This window comes from Pseudomonas sp. Z1-29 (assembly GCF_051131995.1).
Classification (GTDB): Bacteria; Pseudomonadota; Gammaproteobacteria; order Pseudomonadales; family Pseudomonadaceae; genus Aquipseudomonas.
The window spans coordinates 2,405,039-2,422,473 of record NZ_CP071645.1; the positions used below are offsets into that span (position 1 = coordinate 2,405,039).

General features: G+C 61.9%; 16 protein-coding genes. 6 read left to right on the forward strand and 10 right to left on the reverse strand.

Features of this window, described 5'->3' with window-relative positions; translation table 11 throughout:
• Positions 1–116: 116 nt before the first annotated feature.
• Entirely contained in the window at positions 117–980 is an 864-nt protein-coding gene (locus tag J3P84_RS11180; protein WP_434630169.1) for an MBL fold metallo-hydrolase, read from the reverse strand.
• Positions 981–1,187: 207 nt separating this feature from the next.
• On the opposite strand from J3P84_RS11180, the gene J3P84_RS11185 reads away from it, so the two are divergent.
• The gene (locus tag J3P84_RS11185) at positions 1,188–1,988 is read left to right on the forward strand and encodes a sulfite exporter TauE/SafE family protein (protein ID WP_434630171.1); all 801 of its coding nucleotides are present in this window, start codon (positions 1,188–1,190) and stop codon (positions 1,986–1,988) included.
• 149 nt (positions 1,989–2,137) lie between these two features.
• Here the strand turns inward: J3P84_RS11185 and J3P84_RS11190 are convergent, their stop codons facing one another.
• The 7 genes from J3P84_RS11190 to J3P84_RS11220 all read right to left on the reverse strand — a co-directional run bounded on the left by J3P84_RS11190 (position 2,138) and on the right by J3P84_RS11220 (position 9,317).
• Complete coding sequence (locus J3P84_RS11190) at positions 2,138–3,007, reverse strand: aldose 1-epimerase (RefSeq protein WP_434630173.1); 870 nt, start codon at positions 3,005–3,007, stop codon at positions 2,138–2,140.
• Positions 3,008–3,166: 159 nt separating this feature from the next.
• Positions 3,167–4,447 (reverse strand): TRAP transporter large permease, encoded by a 1,281-nt coding sequence (locus J3P84_RS11195; RefSeq protein WP_434573451.1) that lies wholly within the window; start codon positions 4,445–4,447, stop codon positions 3,167–3,169.
• Positions 4,447–4,974, reverse strand: coding sequence for a TRAP transporter small permease (locus tag J3P84_RS11200; RefSeq protein ID WP_434630175.1), 528 nt, complete (start codon positions 4,972–4,974; stop codon positions 4,447–4,449). Before J3P84_RS11200 ends, J3P84_RS11195 begins: the two co-directional genes overlap by 1 nt.
• Before the next feature lie 77 nt (positions 4,975–5,051).
• Complete coding sequence (locus tag J3P84_RS11205; RefSeq protein ID WP_434630177.1) at positions 5,052–6,023, reverse strand: TRAP transporter substrate-binding protein; 972 nt, start codon at positions 6,021–6,023, stop codon at positions 5,052–5,054.
• A 56-nt stretch (positions 6,024–6,079) separates the two neighbouring features.
• On the reverse strand, positions 6,080–6,985 hold the full coding sequence (locus J3P84_RS11210) for an SMP-30/gluconolactonase/LRE family protein (RefSeq protein WP_434630179.1): 906 nt from the start codon (positions 6,983–6,985) through the stop codon (positions 6,080–6,082).
• Positions 6,986–7,026: 41 nt separating this feature from the next.
• On the reverse strand, positions 7,027–7,848 hold the full coding sequence (locus tag J3P84_RS11215) for an NAD-dependent epimerase/dehydratase family protein (RefSeq protein WP_434630182.1): 822 nt from the start codon (positions 7,846–7,848) through the stop codon (positions 7,027–7,029).
• Between the two features lie 170 nt (positions 7,849–8,018).
• Positions 8,019–9,317, reverse strand: a complete 1,299-nt coding sequence (locus tag J3P84_RS11220) for an OprD family porin (RefSeq protein WP_434630184.1) — start codon at positions 9,315–9,317, stop codon at positions 8,019–8,021.
• Between the two features lie 421 nt (positions 9,318–9,738).
• On the opposite strand from J3P84_RS11220, the gene J3P84_RS11225 reads away from it, so the two are divergent.
• The 5 genes from J3P84_RS11225 (at position 9,739) to J3P84_RS11245 (ending at position 15,103) form a co-directional block, all read left to right on the forward strand.
• A complete protein-coding gene (locus tag J3P84_RS11225) occupies positions 9,739–10,017 on the forward strand; it encodes a hypothetical protein (RefSeq protein ID WP_305500342.1) in 279 nt (92 codons plus the stop codon).
• Positions 10,018–10,253: 236 nt separating this feature from the next.
• Positions 10,254–11,915: an MFS transporter gene (locus J3P84_RS11230; protein ID WP_434630186.1), complete on the forward strand. Its 1,662-nt coding sequence runs from the start codon at positions 10,254–10,256 to the stop codon at positions 11,913–11,915.
• Positions 11,912–13,045, forward strand: a complete 1,134-nt coding sequence (locus J3P84_RS11235) for an HlyD family secretion protein (RefSeq protein ID WP_434630188.1) — start codon at positions 11,912–11,914, stop codon at positions 13,043–13,045. The genes J3P84_RS11230 and J3P84_RS11235 overlap by 4 nt, the downstream gene beginning before the upstream one ends.
• A gap of 91 nt (positions 13,046–13,136) precedes the next feature.
• A complete protein-coding gene (locus J3P84_RS11240) occupies positions 13,137–14,621 on the forward strand; it encodes a PAS domain S-box protein (RefSeq protein ID WP_434630190.1) in 1,485 nt (494 codons plus the stop codon).
• Between the two features lie 233 nt (positions 14,622–14,854).
• Positions 14,855–15,103: a DUF1652 domain-containing protein gene (locus J3P84_RS11245; protein WP_305500349.1), complete on the forward strand. Its 249-nt coding sequence runs from the start codon at positions 14,855–14,857 to the stop codon at positions 15,101–15,103.
• A 185-nt stretch (positions 15,104–15,288) separates the two neighbouring features.
• Here J3P84_RS11245 and J3P84_RS11250 read toward each other — a convergent pair whose 3' ends face one another.
• Both J3P84_RS11250 and J3P84_RS11255 read right to left on the reverse strand, forming a co-directional pair.
• Positions 15,289–16,674, reverse strand: a complete 1,386-nt coding sequence (locus J3P84_RS11250) for a sensor histidine kinase (protein WP_434630192.1) — start codon at positions 16,672–16,674, stop codon at positions 15,289–15,291.
• Positions 16,652–17,335: a response regulator transcription factor gene (locus J3P84_RS11255; protein ID WP_305500352.1), complete on the reverse strand. Its 684-nt coding sequence runs from the start codon at positions 17,333–17,335 to the stop codon at positions 16,652–16,654. Before J3P84_RS11255 ends, J3P84_RS11250 begins: the two co-directional genes overlap by 23 nt.
• Between the last annotated feature and the right edge of the window lie 100 nt (positions 17,336–17,435).

Consider the following 17,435-nt stretch of genomic DNA (forward strand, 5'->3'; position numbering starts at 1 on the left):
GAGCGAGCTTGCTCGCGATGAGGCCATTACATCCGACATCAATGCAAGCTGACCCACCGCCTTCGTCGGATCGCCGCCCGGAGCAAGCTCGCTCCCACATTGGGTATGGGGTGATCTTAGAGCTGATTGATCGGAATCTTCAGATAGGTCACGCCATTCCCCTCCGCCGGCGGCAGGTGGCCCGCCCGCACATTCACCTGGATCGCCGGCAACAGCAGCGTCGGCATGCCCAGGGTCTTGTCGCGCTGGGTGCGCATGGCCACGAATGCGGTCTCGTCGATGCCGTCGCGAACATGGATGTTGTGCTGGCGCTGCTCGCCCACGGTGCTCATGCACTGGGGCTCGCGGCCCTCCGGCGGGTAATCGTGGCAAACGTAGAGTCGAACGCCGGCAGGAAAGGCCAGCAGCTTGCGGATCGAAGCGTAGAGTTGACAGGCATTGCCGCCAGGGAAGTCGCAGCGGGCAGTGCCCACATCAGGCATGAACAGCGTGTCACCCACCAGGATCACATCGCCATCGATCAGGTAGGCCATGTCCGCCGGGGTGTGGCCGGGAACGTGCAGCGCGGTGGCCTTGAGGTTGCCGATAAAAAAAGATTCGTCGGCCGCGAACAGGTGATCGAACTGTGAACCATCCACGGCAAATTGCGCTTCGAGATTGAACAGCGTCTTGAAGACACTCTGTACCTGATGGATGGATTCGCCGATAGCGATCTTGCCGCCCAGTTTTCCCCTCAGGTAAGGAGCGGCGGACAAGTGATCGGCATGGGCGTGGGTTTCCAGCAGCCATTGCACCGTCAACTGGTGTTCAGCCACGAAAGCGATCACCCGATCGGCCTGCTCCGTGCCGCTGCGGCCTGACGCCGGGTCGTAGTCGAGCACCGGGTCGACCACCGCACAGGACCCGCCAGCGTGTTCATACACGACGTAGGTATAGGTCTTTGAAGCGGGGTCGAGGAAGCTTTGGATCTGCGCGGGCATGACAACGAACCTGTGCGGGAAGAACTCATGAAAGGGGCTGCTACGCGGCCCAGCGGGAGCAAGCTCCCTCGTCATAGACCAATCTATGAATAGCTGGTTGCAACGCTTGGGACTTACAACATATGGTCCGCAGCTTAAGTGAGGGCCACCGCGTCCTGCAAATGCGATCACGCCTGATAACAGGCGTGCGCGGCTTGAGAGACGGTTATGTTACTGGCAAGTTTTTTTGGTGTGATCATGGGCCTGATCCTTGGCCTGACAGGGGCGGGCGGCGGAATTCTGGCCGTGCCGGCGTTGGTGTTGGGCCTGGGTTGGAGCATGACCCAGGCCGCGCCGGTGGCGTTGTTTGCGGTGGGCAGCGCCGCAGCTGTCGGCGCCATCGATGGGTTGCGCCATGGGCTGGTGCGTTACCGCGCGGCCTTGCTCATCGCGCTGCTGGGCGCGGTGTTCTCGCCGGTGGGTGTCTATTTCGCCCACCAGCTTTCAGAAAAAATCCTGATGATTCTGTTCAGCCTGCTGATGGTGCTGGTGGCGGCGCGCATGCTGCGCCGAGAAACCCCGCAGCCGGGACCCAGCGACCACGGCGCGGCCAGTTGGGGCCAGAAGAACTGCATGCTGGATCAGCAGACCGGGCGCCTGGCCTGGACCGCCCGCTGCACCGCCACGCTGTCGGCGTTGGGCGCGGTCACGGGCATGGTTTCGGGCCTGCTGGGGGTGGGTGGCGGTTTCCTGATCGTCCCGGCGTTCAAGCAACTGACCGACGTGCAGATGCGCGGCATTGTCGCCACCTCCTTGATGGTCATCAGCCTGATTTCGTTGATCGGCGTGGTGGGCGCGTTTCATGCCGGGGTCAGCATCGACCGGGTAGGGGCGGCGTTCATTGCGGCGAGCATCGTCGGGATGATTTTGGGGCGACGCTTCTCGGCGAAGGTTCCAGCGCGGGCGTTGCAGGTGGGGTTTGCCGGGGTGTGTCTGGCGGTGGCGGGGTTCATGTTGTTGCGGGCTTAGCGCAGGAGAAGGCTTTTGTGGCGAGGGAGCTTGCTCCCGCTCGGCTGCGAAGCAGACGCCAGGCTTGATAATGGATGGGCCTGCTTCGCCCGAAGCGTCGGACCGGGCCAGCGGGAGCAAGCTCCCTCGCCACGTAGATCGCGTGGTGCTTATAACTCCCGGCACTGCATCGAAAACCCCAACGCCACCGACTGCCCTTGCTCCAGCAAGCGCAACCCCGGCCGTCCTGGCAGGTGATGCGCGTTGACCGGATGGCTGACCGGTTCGATGCAGAAGAAATCCAGACCGACGGGGCAGTACAACAGGAAATATTCGCTGCCGCTGGCGCGGCATTCCAGTTCGTAGCCCAAGTCAGGTTGCTGGATCAGACACTGCCCATCCCAACCGCCGAAACCGTTATCGACGAGAGTGTCGGGCAGTAGTCGAGGTTGCTGGAAATCCCACGCTGGGGGTACGCCCGTCAGTTCCGTTGGCAGTTTCGAGGCGTCGCACATCCAGACTTCGCTGGCACGGGTTTGCAGGCGAGTGCCGGCGGTGCGTGGCAAATATGGATGCAACCCCAATCCATGCCAGGCGGCCTGTTCGGCCATGTGGGTGACGTGCAGCGCTATCTGCAATTGGCCGCCACTGAGGCGGATGCGCAGGCTGGCGCAATAGGCGAACGGGGTTTGGCTGTCCAGCTGCAGCAAGACTTCCTGGTCGGTCCGTTCTGTGACCTGCCAGGGCTGCTGCCAGGCACTGCCATGGATCGGAAAGGGATCGTTGGGGCTGTTGGCTTCCAGGGCGAGCCAGCCGCCCGGGCAATCGAAACCGCCTTGGGCGATCCGGTTCGACCAGGGGATCAACGGGAAGCAGCCGAGTTTTCCTGGCAGGCGGTTTTCCAGCGCTTGTGGTGCGGGCGGGCGCAGCAGCGGAGCTCCGCTGCTGCGCAATGTCCATTCAACGAGACTGGCGCCAAGGTGCGGGGCCAGGGTGAGGCGGGTGAGTTCGTCTTCGAGGTGAAGGAGAGGTGGTGTCATGGCGGCGTCTTTTTTGTAAGGGCTGAAAGCTTTTGTGGCGAGGGAGCTTGCTCCCGCTCGGCTGCGAAGCAGACGCCCCGATTGACACCGCAGGGGCCTGCTGCGCAGTCCAGCGGGAGCAAGCTCCCTCGCCACAAGAGGGCTTGCTCACTGTTGGGGTTACAACACCAGATTCGGCAGCCACAGCGAAATGGCAGGAACGTAGGTCACCAACAGCAGGACCAGGAACAGCATGGCGTAGAACGGCAGCAGGGCCTTGACGGTGCTTTCGATGCTCACCTTGCCGATGGCGGAACCGACGAACAGTACCGCGCCCACCGGAGGTGTGATCAGGCCGATACCCAGGTTCACCAGCATGATCATGCCGAACTGCACCGGGTCCACACCGATGCCCACGATCACTGGCATCAGGATCGGCGTCAGGATCAGGATCAGCGGCGCCATGTCCATCACGGTGCCCAGCAGCAGCAACATCACGTTGATGCACATCAGGATCACGTAGCGGTTGTCCGAAAGGGTCAGGAACGCGGTGGTGATCTTCGCCGGGATTTCCATCAGCGTCATGATGTAGCCGAAGCTGGCGGCGAAGCCGATCAGGATCATCACGATGGAGATGGTGCGTACCGTACGGTGCATCAGTTTCGGCAACTCGCTCCACTTGTAGTCGCGATAGATGCACATGGTCACGAAGAATGCCCACACCACGGCAATGGCGGCCGATTCGGTGGCGGTGAACACACCCGAGAGAATGCCGCCAAGGATGATGAACAGGGTCATCATGCCCCACATGGCTTCCTTGCAGATCTTTAACGCTTGCTTGAGCGGAATCACTTCGCCCTTGGGGTAATTGCGCTTTTTCGCAAAAACCAGGCACAGCGCCATCAGGCACAGGTTCATCATGATGCCGGGGACGATGCCGGCCATGAACAGCGAACCAATGGAGACGGTGCCGCCAGCGGCGAGGGAGTACAGCACCGCGTTGTGGCTGGGCGGTGTCAGCAGCGCTTGTACCGAACCACTGACAGTGACGGCGGTGGCGTATTCACGCGGATAGCCCCGGCGTGTCATTTCCGGGATCAGCACCGAGCCGACCGAGGCGGTATCGGCCACCGAGGAGCCGGAGATCGCGCCAAAAAAACTCGAGGCCACGAGGTTGACCAAAGACAGGCCACCGCGCACGAAGCCTACCAACACACTGGCGAATGCCACCAATCGGCGGGACATGCCGCCCTCGGCCATGATCGCGCCGGCCAGGACGAAGAACGGAATGGCCAGCAACGAGAATTTATTCACCCCGCCCGTTACCTGAATCATCATGGCCTGGAACGGAATATCGATCCACCACGCCCCGATCAGGGCGGCAGCGCCCAGCGCGTAGGCGACCGGCATGCCGATCAGGATCAACAGCAAAAAACTGCCCAGCAGAATCAGAGCGTCCATTAAACGGCACCTTCGTTTTCTTCAACCAGGTCGAACTGCACGACCCGACGCTTGCTTTGATCACCCAGCAAGAGTTTTTCCAGGACAAAAATAAGGGTCAGGAACCCACCGATCGGGATCGGCATGTAAGTGATGCCAACGCGCAGGGTAGGGATGGCGCTCATGAACTGGTTCCAGGTGGTCATGCACAGCTTGGCGCCCCAGACAGTCATGAAAATGCATACCGCCGCCATCAACAGTTGCGTGAAAACCGAAGCCAAGGTTTGCAAGTGCGGAGGCATGCGGCTGGTGACCATATCCACGGCCATGTGCGAGCCGGAGCGGTAGCTGGCAGCTGCACCGATGAAAGTGAACACGATCATCAGCAAGATGGCGGTGGGCTCCGGCCAGCTCGAGCCTGAGCCGAGCACGTAACGGGCAAACACACCCCAGGGAATCATCAGCGCAACTGCCAGGACAGAGAGGCCGGCCACCCAGATGCAAGTCATGTAAATCGTGTCGTTGATACGCAGCAGCAAATTCTTCATCGGGTTCCACCGTAACTGGGCGCGCCTTTTAACCGCAGGCGCGCCCAGCCTTTTCATGAGTACAGATTAAGAGGGTCTTACTGGACAGCCTCGATGCGCTTGATCAGGTCGGCGTACGGAGCACCGTATTTGGCCCGGATCGGCGCGGTGGCGTCATAGAAGGGTTTTTTGTCGACGGTGATGAACTCGACGCCGGCGGCCTTGAGTTTTTCTTCACTGGCGGCGGACTTCTTGTCCCACAGCACGCGCTCTTCAGCCTGGGCTGCCTTGGCGGCTTTTTTCACCATGTCCTGTTGCTCCGGCGTGAGCTTGTCCCAGGTGATTTTCGACATCACGATCGGCTCAGGCAGGATCAGGTGGCCGGTCAGGCTGTAGAACTTGGCGTTCTGGTAGTGGTTGTGCTCAAGCATGGTCGGCGGGTTGTTTTCCGCGCCGTCGATCACGCCGGTCTGCAGGGCGCTGAAGATCTCGCCGGTGTCCATGGCGATACCGTTGGCGCCCATGGCGTTGAAGGTCTCGATGAACATCGGGTTGCCTTGGACGCGAATCTTCATGCCCTTCAGATCTTCGAGCTTGCGCACCGGTTTCTTGGTGTAGAGGTTGCGGGTGCCGCCGTCCATCCAGGCCAGGGCCACCAGGCCGAATTCGGATTTGGTGATCCGGTCGAGGATCGCGTCGCCCACGTCGCCGTCGATGACGGCGCGCATGTGGGCCTGGTCGCGGAAGATGAACGGCATGTTGAAGACGTTCACGTCCGGCACCACAGGGCCGACAATGCCCAGGCTGACGCGAGACATCTGGATCGCGCCGGCTTGCATCTGCTCGATGACTTCCTTTTCAGAACCCAGTACGCCACCCGGGAAGTACTTGAACTTCAGTTCGCCCTTGCTCTGCGCTTCCAGGGCTTTACCCATGGACTCCTCGGCGACTACGGTCGGGTAGCCCTTGGGGTGGATGTCGGCGATTTTCAGGGTGAGTTCAGCGTGTGCCGCCTGGGCCAGGAAGGCCAGGGGCAGGGCCGCGATCAGAAGCGTGCGTTTGAAATTCATGGTCAATCTCCAGTGTTGTTGTTTTTATGTCTATCGATGTGAAGCGGCAAAACGGATCAGTTCGCGGAGTGTTTCCGTCCTCCGAAAGCAGGTTCAGCCAGGCCCTTGACGCCGGGATTGAGGGCGAACACGCCGCCGGCCAGGGATTGCGGATCATTGTCGTCACCCGGACGGATCGAGGTGACGAAGAGGGTATCGAGCTGGCTTCCGCCGAAGGCGCACATGGTCGGTTTTTTCACCGGCACTTCCAGCGAACGGTCGAGGCGACCGTCCGGGGTGAAGCGGTGAATCAGCCCGGCGTCATTCGCGCAGATCCAGTAGCAACCGTCGGCATCCACCGCCGCGCCGTCCGGGCGTCCGGCCAGGGGCATCATGTCGACGAACAGCCGCCGGTTGGACGGGGTGCCACTGTCGATGTCGTAGTCGAAGGCCCAGATCTGCTGGCTCAACGGGTGCGAATCGGAGAGATACATCGTCCTTCCGTCGGGGCTGAAGCCCAGGCCGTTGGGTACGATGAAACCGCTGAGCTGTGCCTCGACCGGGCTGCGTTGCCCGGCGTCATATCGGTACATCCGGCCTTCGTCGGCGTTGGCGCCCATGTTCAGCACCATGCTGCCGGCCCAGAAACGGCCCTGGCGATCGCAGCGGCCATCGTTGAGGCGCATGTCGGTACGGCTGTGCTCCACGCTGGCGCACAGCTCGCTGTCCAGGCTGCCATCGTCATTGGGCTGCAGACGGAAGAAACCGCTTTCCATGCCCGCGACCCAGCCGCCGTCCTGGTGACGGGCAATGCAGGCGAGCATTTCCGGTGCTTCCCAGCCCTGGATTTTTCCAGTGCTGGCGTTCCAGCGTTGCAGGCCGCCGCTGGGGATGTTCACCCAATAGAGGGCATTTTCCTCGGGGACCCACACCGGGCTTTCCCCGACGGCATTGCGTGCGTCGACAATCAATTCGGCTTGCATGGCGATTCCTTGGTTCGTGTGTATCCCATGAAACAGGCGAATCAGTTGTCGAACGGGCCAGCGGCAACAAAGGCGCCGCCCTGGTAGATCCTGGCCGGGTCATCTTCGGCCGGCATCGGCTGGGCTTCGACCTTGGCGCGGAAGATTTCCGAGGTGTCCTTGGGCTGGTAGCCCAGGTGCGCGGCGTGGCTGTTGTCCCACCAGACGTCGCGGTTGGCGGACATGCCGTAGACCACGGTGTGTCCGACCTTCGGGGTGTAGAGCGAGCATTCGATCAGTTGGGTGAGGTCGTCGAAGCTCAGCCAGGTGCTCATCATCCGGCGGTTCTGTGGTTCCGGGAATGACGAGCCGATGCGGATGCTCACGGTCTCGATGCCGTAGCGATCGAAGTAGAAACTGGCCATATCTTCGCCGTAGGACTTGGACAGGCCGTAGTAGCCATCCGGACGGCGAGGGGAGAGGGCGTCGAGGGTCTGGTCCTGCTTGTAGAAACCGATGACGTGGTTGGAACTGGCGAAGATCACGCGCTTGACGCCGTGCTTGCGCGCGGCTTCATAAATATGGAACACGCCGCTGATGTTGGCGCCGAGGATCTCTTCGAACGGACGCTCGACCGACACACCGCCAAAATGCAGGATGGCGTCGACGCCTTCCACCAACTGGTGCACGGCCTGTTTATCCGACAGGTCGCAGGGCACCACTTCTTCGCTTTCGTCGATGGCCGGTGCCATGTTGGCGATGTCCGACAGGCGAATATGGCGGGCGTAAGGCTTGAGGCGTTCGCGCAAGACTTTGCCAAGGCCGCCGGCGGCGCCGGTCAACAGCAAGCGATTGAAAGGGTGGCGAATCTGTGTCGTGGTCATGGCATTACCTGAGCAAACAGTGAGAGGTACAGTTGTTATAAGTTGTCGTACGACCGAGGGCGAATATCCTTATCCTTCTGCTGCCTTGTCAACGTTTGATCGACGAACCGCTCTGGAACGGCGTCCTTGCCGTAGATTGCCATGGGATGCGCCCAGGCTGAATCCTTCCGTTACAGCAGCGAAATCGGGTAGCTGATGAAGATCCGGTTCTCGTCGAATTCGTTGGTGCTGAAGTCGCGACGAATCGATGCGTTACGCCATTTTACGTTAAGGCTCTTCAGCGCACCGCTCTGCACGGTATAAGCCAGCTCGGTCTCGCGGCCCCATTCCTTGCCGTCATCGACGGTGGCGGTGTGCACGTTGTCACCGCTGATATAGCGGTTCATCAGGGTCAGGCCCGGCACGCCGACGGCGGCGAAGTTGAAGTCATGGCGCAGTTGCCAGGATTTTTCCTTGGCGTTGTCGTAGCTGGAGTTGTAGCTGTCGTTCGCCAGGGTCCCGCCGCTGGTGCCGTTGACGCGCATCCAGGCGTCATCGCCGCCGACTTTCTGCAGGCCGACATAGAAGGTGTTGCCGCCGTACTTGGCGGAGAGCATGGCGAACGCGGTCTTGTTGTCGAGATCGCCGGCCAGGGCGCTGCCGTCTTCCTTGCCGGTGAAGTAGCCCAGGTTGGCGCCCAGGGTCCAGTCGCCCATGGGTTGGCTGTGGGTCAGGTTGAAATATTGCTGCTGGTAGATGTCGGACAGTTCCGCGTACCAGACGCCGACCTGGGTGCGTTTTTCGTTGAAGGCGTATTCGCCGCCGCCGAAGTTGAAACGGTCCGAAGTGAAGGCACCGCGGCCGTTCATCGACATGTCTTCCATGCTCGCGTCGTTGCGCGGGCTGTTGCCACGGAACTGACCGCCATAGAGGCTCAGGCCGTTGATCTCGGTGGAAGTGACCTGGCCGCCCTGGAAGGTTTGCGGCAGGGAGCGGCCGTCGTCGGAACGCAGGATCGGCAGCACCGGCATCCACTCGCCGACTTTCAATTCAGTCTTCGAGACCTTGGCCTTGAGGGCCACGCCCAAACGACCAAAGTCATCGGCCGGACGACCGTCGTCGTGCACCGGCAGCAACTGCGTGCCGGCGGTGCCACGACCGCCGTCGAGCTTGACCGAGTACAGGCCGAGCACGTCCACGCCGAAACCGACCGTGCCCTGGGTGAAACCGGACTTGGCGTCGAGGATGAAGCTTTGAGTCCATTCCTCGGCCTTGCCTTGGGCGGCGGCGTCGTTGACGAAGTTGCGGTTGAAATAGGCGTTGCGCAGATTCAGCGTGGCTTTGGCGTCATCGACAAAACCTGCGGCGCTGGCAGTCATGGGCAGGAACATGGCCAGGCTGCTGCAACTGATCAGGCCCAGGGCGACATTCGATGGGGAAAAAGGACGGGTTGGACGGTTCTTGGGCGAAAAACGGACACGTGTGCTCACTCTGACGCTCCCTTGCTTTTTTGTTGTTTTTATCTGTTATACGTCGTCGTACAACATGGCAGGGATTATTTGGTGGCGGGTGATTCTTGTCAACTGGCCATTACTTCGAATTTTGCTTCCCGATAGCCGCTGATGGGTGGGCATCTCGTGGGGTTATGGGCGCACCTTAGGCTGGAAGGGCTTCGCTGTGAGGCATGCTGCGGTCTGAAGAATAGCTGCGAGCAGATCGGGTTGTGCGATGACTGGTCTAAGACATTAGTCGAATGGGCCAGCCTATAAAGCTTTGTGGCGAGGGAGCAAGCTCCCTCGCCACAAAGCATCGGCGGCGTTTCCAGTCATCGAACAGGCACAAACACAGGCTGCCAGCGCAAAAAGGAGTAACCTGCCGCCCTGCTTTGATTCCCTTCCATGGACCCTCCTCATGTTTCCCAATGCCGAGCGCTACAACCACTCCACCGAATACGCCAACAAACTCGTCGACCGCATCGGCCAGACGCCGGCCTGGATTGCCTTGCGCATCGGCGTCACTGAAAAACGCATGCGCTACATTCTTGCGGGCTCGCGTACGATCAAGGGCGATACTACCGAAATCCTGATGTCTTACGCCGAGCAGTTCTGCCTGGAGTGCCTCGCCGCCGAGGCCAAGGCCGCCAAGGATCGCGCCCGCTCGAAAGCGGCAGGCCCTGCCAGCGACGCCTGAACCATCTCGATCCGTGGCGAGGGAGCTTGCTCCCGCTGGCTGCGTAGCAGCCCCTCTTGAAGATTCCGCATCAGCGGCACCGAGTTCTCAGTGATGGGGCTGCTGCGCAGCCCAGCGGGAGCAAGCTCCCTCGCCACGAAAGCGTCTGCGGCACTTCTTGACGCTCCTTGTCGTCGAACAGGCATCTGGAAAGTTTCCAGCGACCTATTGTCGCTATGTTCCCGCAAGGTTTTTGAATGGATCATTACACCCCGCGCGCCTGGCAGCCGCACGAACGGCCGACGCTGCCCGGTTCGCCCTCGACGCCGTTGCATCCCACGCCCAAGCGGCTTGCCTACGCGCTGGTTGGCGTGCTGGTGGCGTTGACCGGGGGGTTGGGCAATTCGCTGGTGATCGCCAATCTGCCTTATCTGCAGGGGTCCCTGGGCGCCACCACGGCGGAGATGGCCTGGTTGCCCGCGGCCTACGTCATGACCAACGTCTCGATGAACCTGCTGCTGGTGAAATTTCGCCAGCAGTTCGGCTTGCGCGCGTTCACCGAAGTGTTCCTGGCGCTCTACGCCCTGGTGACCTTCGGCCATCTGTTCGTCAACGACCTGAACTCGGCGATCGCCGTGCGTGCGGCCCATGGCATGGTGGGTGCGGCCCTCAGCTCCCTGGGCCTGTATTATATGGTCCAGGCTTTCCCGGCCAAGTGGCGGCTCAAGGCGCTGGTGTTGGGCCTGGGCACTTCGCAACTGGCCTTGCCAATGGCCCGGCTGTTCTCTGAAGACCTGCTGCAAATCGCCGAATGGCGCGGCTTGTACCTGTTCGAACTGGGCATGGCGCTGCTGTCGCTGGGCTGCGTGCTGCTGCTCAAGTTGCCGCCCGGCGATCGCTTCAAGACCTTTGAAAAACTCGACTTCCTGACTTTCACCGTGCTCGCCAGCGGCGTCGCCTTGCTGTGCGCGGTGTTGTCGCTGGGGCGCATTGACTGGTGGTTGGAAGCCCCATGGATCGGCGTGGCCTCGGCGGCTTCCATCGTCTTGATCCTCGCGGGCCTGGCGATCGAACATAACCGCAGCAATCCGATGCTGATGACGCGTTGGCTCGGCAGCGGGGTGATGATCCGCCTGGCCCTGGCGGTGATTCTGATACGCATGGTGACCTCGGAACAGTCCACCGGGGCGGTGGGTTTCCTGCAAGCGCTGAACATGAGCAGCCAGCAGATGCACAGCCTTTACGTGGTGATGCTGATCGGCAGTATTGCCGGGCTGGTGACCAGCGCGCTGACCATCAACCCGGCGCACCTGTTCATGCCGCTGATCATTTCCCTGGCGTTGATGGCCACGGGGTCGGTGATGGACAGTTATTCGAACAACCTGAGCCGTCCGCAAAACATGTATTTCAGCCAGTTCCTGCTGGCGTTCGGCAGCACGTTCTTCCTCGGGCCGACGATGATCCTGGGGGTACGCAATGTGCTGACCAACCCGCGAAACCTGGTGAGTTTTTCCGTGCTGTTCGGGATCTGCCAGAGCCTCGGCGGCCTGGTGGGGGCTGCGGTGCTCGGCACGTTCCAGGTAGTACGCGAGAAATTCCATTCCAGCCATCTGGTGGAGAACCTGAGTCAGTTCGACCCTCGCGTCGCCGCGCGGGTGGACAGCGGCGGCTCGGCGGTGGGTTCGCTGATTGCCGATCCGGGCCTGCGTCACCTGCAAGGCCTTCGCAGCCTCGCCACGGCCGCTACCCGCGAAGCCAACATACTTGCCTATAACGATGTGTTCATGCTGATCGCGGTGATCGCCGTGCTGACCATGATCTGGATTTCCATTCGTGCCCTGTGGCTGATGAGCACCACCCAGCCCGCCGCCGCAGCGCCTGCCCCTTCGACACAACCCAGCGGTGCCACCTCTTCATGACCGAGCCGACCACCACGACCACCAATGCCATCGCCGATACGCCGGAAGACCAGGCGCCTCCTGCCGCTCCGGCGACAAAACCGCGCTCCCTGCGAGTGCGGATGCTTTCATCCCTCGGATTCGCCGCAGTGGCGATCGTCGGCGTGCTGGTGGTGCTTTATGCCTGGCAATTGCCGCCGTTCAGCAGCGCCGTGGAAACCACCGAGAATGCTCTGGTGCGCGGGCAGGTGACGATCATCGGGCCGCAGCTCAGTGGTTATGTCCATGAAGTCCCGGTGCAGGACTTCCAGTTCGTCAAGGCCGGCGATCTGCTGGTGCGCCTGGATGACCGCATCTACCGGCAACGGCTCGACCAGGCGCTGGCGCAACTGGCGGTGCAACAGGCGGCCCTGGCCAACGTCGTACAGCAGCGCAACAGCGCCGAGGCGAGCATCAAGCTGCGCCAGGCCGCGCTGGCCGACAGCCAGGCCCAGGCCCACAAAGCCGCCGCCGACCTGCGCCGCAACGAGGCGTTGATAAAGGACGGTTCGGTGTCCAGGCGTGAACTGGATATCAGTCGCGCCGCCAGCGCCCAAGCCACCGCGGCCGTCGCCCAGGCCCAGGCCAGCCTGGAAATTGCCCGTCAGGACCGGCAAACCGTCATCGTCAACCGCGGCTCCCTGGAAGCGGCTGTCGCCAGCGCCGAGGCGGCGGTGCAACTGGCGCGCATCGACCTGTCCAACACGCGCGTGTTGGCGCCACGGGACGGTCAGCTGGGGCAGATCGGCGTGCGCCTGGGCGCCTACGTCAATTCCGGAGCGCAGTTGATGGCGCTGGTGCCGAACCAGAAGTGGGTGATCGCCAACCTCAAGGAAACCCAGATGGACAAGGTACGGGTCGGTCAGCCGGCAAGCTTCACCGTGGATGCCCTCGGCCATCGCCGCTTCCAGGGGCATGTCGAACGCATTTCCCCGGCCACCGGTTCCGAGTTCAGCCTGCTGCAGGCCGACAACGCCACCGGCAATTTCGTCAAGATTGCCCAGCGCGTTCCGGTTCGCATCACCGTGGATCCGGACCAGCCCGAAAGTGAACGCCTGCGGCCAGGGATGTCGGTGGTGGTGAGCATCGACACGGCCGCCGAACAGCAATGACCCGCAGAAGAAAGCCGTTTCCTGCACAGGGAACGCGTCACGCGTGCAGGAGTCGTAACCTCCATGCGTTTCTGACCCCCACGGAGATCCAATGAATCTGGAAGTCCCGAGCACCGATACCAATCGCCGCCAACTGCTGCAGATCATCGCCGGGCTATCGGATGGCGTGATGCTGATCGAAGTCGACCAGACGATTGCCTGGGCCAACGAAGCGGCCTTGACCATGCACGGAGTCGAGGAGCTTGGCGAGTTGGGCACCAACGCCAAGGAGTACGCCCGGCGTTTCAATTTGCGTTATCGCAACAACCATTCGCTCCCCGAAGACAACTATCCCATCGCCCGCGTGGCCCGCGGCGACGAATTCAGCGATGTGCTGGTGGAGGTGACGCCGGTGGCCGATCCGGACCGCACCTGGGTGCACCGCATCCGCAGCATGGTGCTGACCGACCGCAACGACGAGCCGGAATACCTGGTGCTGATTCTCAGCGATGCCACGGAATGGGCCAGCGCCGAACAGCGCTTCGAGAAAACCTTTGGCGCCAACCCGGCACCAGCGGTGATCTGCCGTCTCAGCGATTTGCGCTATATCAAGGTCAACGCGGGTTTCCTGGAAATGACCGGCTACAGCCGCGAAGAGGTGATCGGGCGTTCGGTTTATGAACTGGATGTGCTCGAGGCTGCCGAAAAGCGCGACCTAGCCGTCGAGCGCCTGGGGCAGGGCGCGACCATCCCGCAGATGCAGGCCGAACTGCGCTTGCCCGATGGCACCAGCAAACAGGTGATCGTCGCTGGCCAGCCGCTGGACCTCCACGATGAAGACTGCATGCTGTTTTCGTTCATGGACATGGAGCCGCGGCGCAAGGCCGAAACGGCGCTGCGCCAGAGCGAGGAGCGTTTTGCCAAGTCGTTCCGGCTGTCACCGGTGCCGACGCTGATCTGTAGCGCCGAGCTGCAACTGGCGGAAATCAACGAGGCCTTCCTCCAGGCGACGGGTTATGCCAGCCAAGAGCTGTTGGGCAAGACCGTGGAGGAGATCGGCTTCCTCGAGAAGGAAGCGGCGGCGACGTTGTTCGGGCGCCTGGAAAAGACTGCCACCGTGTCCAGGGTCGACGTCAAGGTGCACAAGAAAGGCGGGGAGCAGATCGACTGCGAAGTGGCGGCCGATACCGTCATCATCCAGGACAAGCCATGTTTCCTGCTGGTGCTGATGAATATCACCGAACGCAAGCGCTCGGAGCTGGAGCTGGTAGCAGCCATCGAAGAGGTGATGAAGGACGCGTCGTGGTTCAGCCGCACCCTGATCGAAAAGCTGGCCAATGTGAAGAGCATCAATGCGCAGACCCCGACGACTTCTTTCACCGAGCTGACCGCCCGCGAACGTGACGTACTGGGGCTGATTTGCGAGGGTCTGGCGGACAAGGAAATCGCCGCGCGCTTGAAACTGGCCCCCAACACCGTGCGCAATCACGTGGCGACGCTGTATTCGAAACTCGACGTCCATAGTCGTAGCGAGGCGATTGTCTGGGCGCGGGAGCGGGGCTTGTTCGCGAACGAATGGCGGATAAAGGCACCATGATAGCCAGTGCAAATGCACCTGGTATTCTGGTGCAAATTCAGGTTTTGCGCGGGCTATAACCTCCCTAGGCTGGAGGGGTGCGGCATTGCTGTTGAACGCCGCGTCCCCACGAAACAGTCAAGGAATACGCCCCGATGTGCAGCAAACCCTTCAAGTGTGAGATCGACAGGACGTCTATGGGAGCCAGGAGGCCGGCCACCGGTCATTTGCGACTTCGAAGCTGAGGTACACAGATGACCCATCTGGCTCCGTTACGTACCCGTCTCGAGCAAAGCTTTGCGCCACTGGCCTGTGAATGCAGCCTCAACGGCGACGGCACCCTGACCATTCGCCTGTACCGCCAGGAAAGCGGCGAGGTCGACCTGGTGGTGAGCGGCATGAGCGTCGACAGCATCCGCTCCGAAGAAGGCTTGAACAAGCTGATCGATGAACTGCGTTATGAGCTGTACAACACGCCGCTGCATCGCAGCGATCCAGCCTGATCCATAAGACCGACGCGATCCCCCGTGGCGAGGGAGCTTGCTCCCGCTGGATCGCGCAGCGATCCCAAACCTGTAGAATCGACAGTCCCCAGGCACATCGCGTTTAACAGCTTGCGGCTGCTGCGCAGCCGAGCGGGAGCAAGCTCCCTCGCCACGGAGACCGCGTCATCAATGGGACTGCGTAATCAAAGCAACGTCGCCCGACAATCCAGCGCCAACCGCGCCCCGCCCAGCTCGCTGCGATCCACCTCCAGCGTAAACCCGTGCAGCGTGACAATCGCCGCGACGATCGACAGGCCCAGGCCGAAGCCGCCGTGCTGGCTGCTGCCCTCGGCGCGGTAGAAGCGCCGGAACACCGCCTTGCGTTCCGCCTCGGGAATGCCAGGGCCTGAGTCGAGCACTTCGATGCGGCTGCTGTCGCCCTGGTCGACGCCCCGCAAGATCACCTCGCCGCCCGATGGGGTGAATTTGATCGAGTTGCTCAACAGGTTCGACACCGCCTCGAACAACAATGCCCGGTCACCGTTGAGCAAGGGCAGGGTGTCGGGCACTTCCAGCTTGAACACCAGCTCGCGTTCCTCGGCCAGCGGCAGATAGAAGTCATGCAGTTCCTGCAACAACTGCAACGGATCCAGACGCACGAAACCGGAGCGGCGCTGCTGGTCCTCCAGTTCCGAAATCCGCAACAGACCGCGAAACCGCGCCATCAGCGTATCGGTCTCGGCGATCACCTGATCCATCTGCAACGCTTCCGGGGAGCCGTCCGCGGCCTCCTGCTGGATGCGATAGAGTTGGGCACGCAGGCGCGTCAGCGGGGTGCGCAAGTCATGGGCGATGTTGTCGCAGACGCCCTTGACCTCATTCATCAGCCGTTCGATGCGATCGAGCATGGCATTGACGATGGCTGCCAGCATGTCCAGTTCATCGCGACGGCTCGACAGCGGCAGGCGATGGGTCAGGTCGCCGGCGACGATGGCTTCCGCGCTGGCCTGCAAGGCGCGGATACGCCGCAGCGGTCGACGTCGCAACAGGTGCCAGCCGGCGATGCCCGGCAGGATAGTCAACGAGACCCCCCAGAGCAGCGCGTGCAGGATGATGCGGGTCACGGCGAACAGCGAGCCGTTGTCCCGCGCCAATACCAGCCAGCGGCCGTCCTGGGTCCGGGTCGCGACCGCGTCGCAACTGTCGGAGGGGATCATCGGGTCGTCGGAGTCGACGCAGCCACCGAGCATATGGATCTTGCCGTCCAGCGGCAGGTCGGCGGGGATGCGCTGGATCCGCCCGCTCAGATGGCGCAGCTGCGGGTCGAACAGGCCGTAGGCGTCGACGCCGCGTTCATCCAGCGACAGGCTGGCCATGAGCGCGTCTTCCAGTTGTTCGCCATGGATGCGCGCGAACAGGTGCTGGCGCTGCATCAGGGAATGCTTGGCGAGGCTGTCGAGGTAGCCGAACACCTCGTAATACATGACCCCCATCAGGATCGCGCTCCAGATCACGAACAGCGAACTGTACAGCGCCAGCAGGCGGCTGCTGGAGGAGCGCCAGCCCTTAGCGGGGTTCAGCAATGACATAGCCGGAGCCTCGTACCGTGCGAATCAGCGGTTCCAGGCCCGGCGGATCGATCTTCTTGCGCAGGCGACCGATGTGGACGTCGATCAGGTTGGTGCCCGGATCGAAGTGATAACCCCAGACTTCTTCGAAAATCATCATGCGCGAGAGGATCTGGCCACTGTTGCGCATCAGAAATTCCAGCAACTTGTATTCGGTGGGCAGCAGGCTCAGTAACTGGCCGTTGCGGCTGGCCTCGCGGCTGATCAAGTTCAGCTCCAGGTCCGCCACCCGCAGCACGGTTTCCGGCTCGCGGGCGCCGTTGTTGCGGCGCAGCAGCACTTCGACCCGGGCGGCCATTTCGTCGGTGGCGAACGGCTTGGTCAGGTAATCGTCGCCACCGGCCCGCAGGCCACGCACCCGCTCGTCGACATCGGAGAGGGCGCTGATCATCAGGATCGGCGTGGCCACGCCCATGCTGCGCAGCTGGGTGACGATCACCAGGCCGTCGAGTTCGGGCAGCATGCGGTCGAGAGTGATCAGGTCATAGTCACCGCTGACAGCCCGTTCCAGGCCCTCGCGGCCGTTGTCGACCCAGTCGACGTCCAGGCCGTTGCGGGTCAGTTCGGCGACGATTTCACGGGCGGTCACGGCGTCGTCTTCGATGGTCAGGATACGGTTCATGGGCGTTACCGGTTGGGAAGTGGAGCTATTGCGCAGCATTCTGCCAAAGATTACCTGTCGGCTTTCTGAAAAAAAGTTCATGGGCGCCGGCAAATGCATT

Excerpts from the sequence above, each read along its gene's own strand:
- J3P84_RS11215 (WP_434630182.1), bottom strand. The coding sequence starts at position 7,848 with ATGACCACGACACAGATTCGCCACCCTTTCAATCGCTTGCTGTTGACC.
- J3P84_RS11255 (WP_305500352.1), bottom strand. The coding sequence starts at position 17,335 with ATGAACCGTATCCTGACCATCGAAGACGACGCCGTGACCGCCCGTGAA.
- J3P84_RS11245 (WP_305500349.1), top strand. The coding sequence starts at position 14,855 with ATGACCCATCTGGCTCCGTTACGTACCCGTCTCGAGCAAAGCTTTGCG.
- J3P84_RS11190 (WP_434630173.1), bottom strand. The coding sequence starts at position 3,007 with ATGACACCACCTCTCCTTCACCTCGAAGACGAACTCACCCGCCTCACC.
- J3P84_RS11180 (WP_434630169.1), bottom strand. The coding sequence starts at position 980 with ATGCCCGCGCAGATCCAAAGCTTCCTCGACCCCGCTTCAAAGACCTAT.
- J3P84_RS11210 (WP_434630179.1), bottom strand. The coding sequence starts at position 6,985 with ATGCAAGCCGAATTGATTGTCGACGCACGCAATGCCGTCGGGGAAAGC.
- J3P84_RS11185 (WP_434630171.1), top strand. The coding sequence starts at position 1,188 with ATGTTACTGGCAAGTTTTTTTGGTGTGATCATGGGCCTGATCCTTGGC.
- J3P84_RS11200 (WP_434630175.1), bottom strand. The coding sequence starts at position 4,974 with ATGAAGAATTTGCTGCTGCGTATCAACGACACGATTTACATGACTTGC.
- J3P84_RS11240 (WP_434630190.1), top strand. The coding sequence starts at position 13,137 with ATGAATCTGGAAGTCCCGAGCACCGATACCAATCGCCGCCAACTGCTG.
- J3P84_RS11250 (WP_434630192.1), bottom strand. The coding sequence starts at position 16,674 with ATGTCATTGCTGAACCCCGCTAAGGGCTGGCGCTCCTCCAGCAGCCGC.
- J3P84_RS11230 (WP_434630186.1), top strand. The coding sequence starts at position 10,254 with ATGGATCATTACACCCCGCGCGCCTGGCAGCCGCACGAACGGCCGACG.
- J3P84_RS11205 (WP_434630177.1), bottom strand. The coding sequence starts at position 6,023 with ATGAATTTCAAACGCACGCTTCTGATCGCGGCCCTGCCCCTGGCCTTC.
- J3P84_RS11225 (WP_305500342.1), top strand. The coding sequence starts at position 9,739 with ATGTTTCCCAATGCCGAGCGCTACAACCACTCCACCGAATACGCCAAC.
- J3P84_RS11235 (WP_434630188.1), top strand. The coding sequence starts at position 11,912 with ATGACCGAGCCGACCACCACGACCACCAATGCCATCGCCGATACGCCG.
- J3P84_RS11195 (WP_434573451.1), bottom strand. The coding sequence starts at position 4,447 with ATGGACGCTCTGATTCTGCTGGGCAGTTTTTTGCTGTTGATCCTGATC.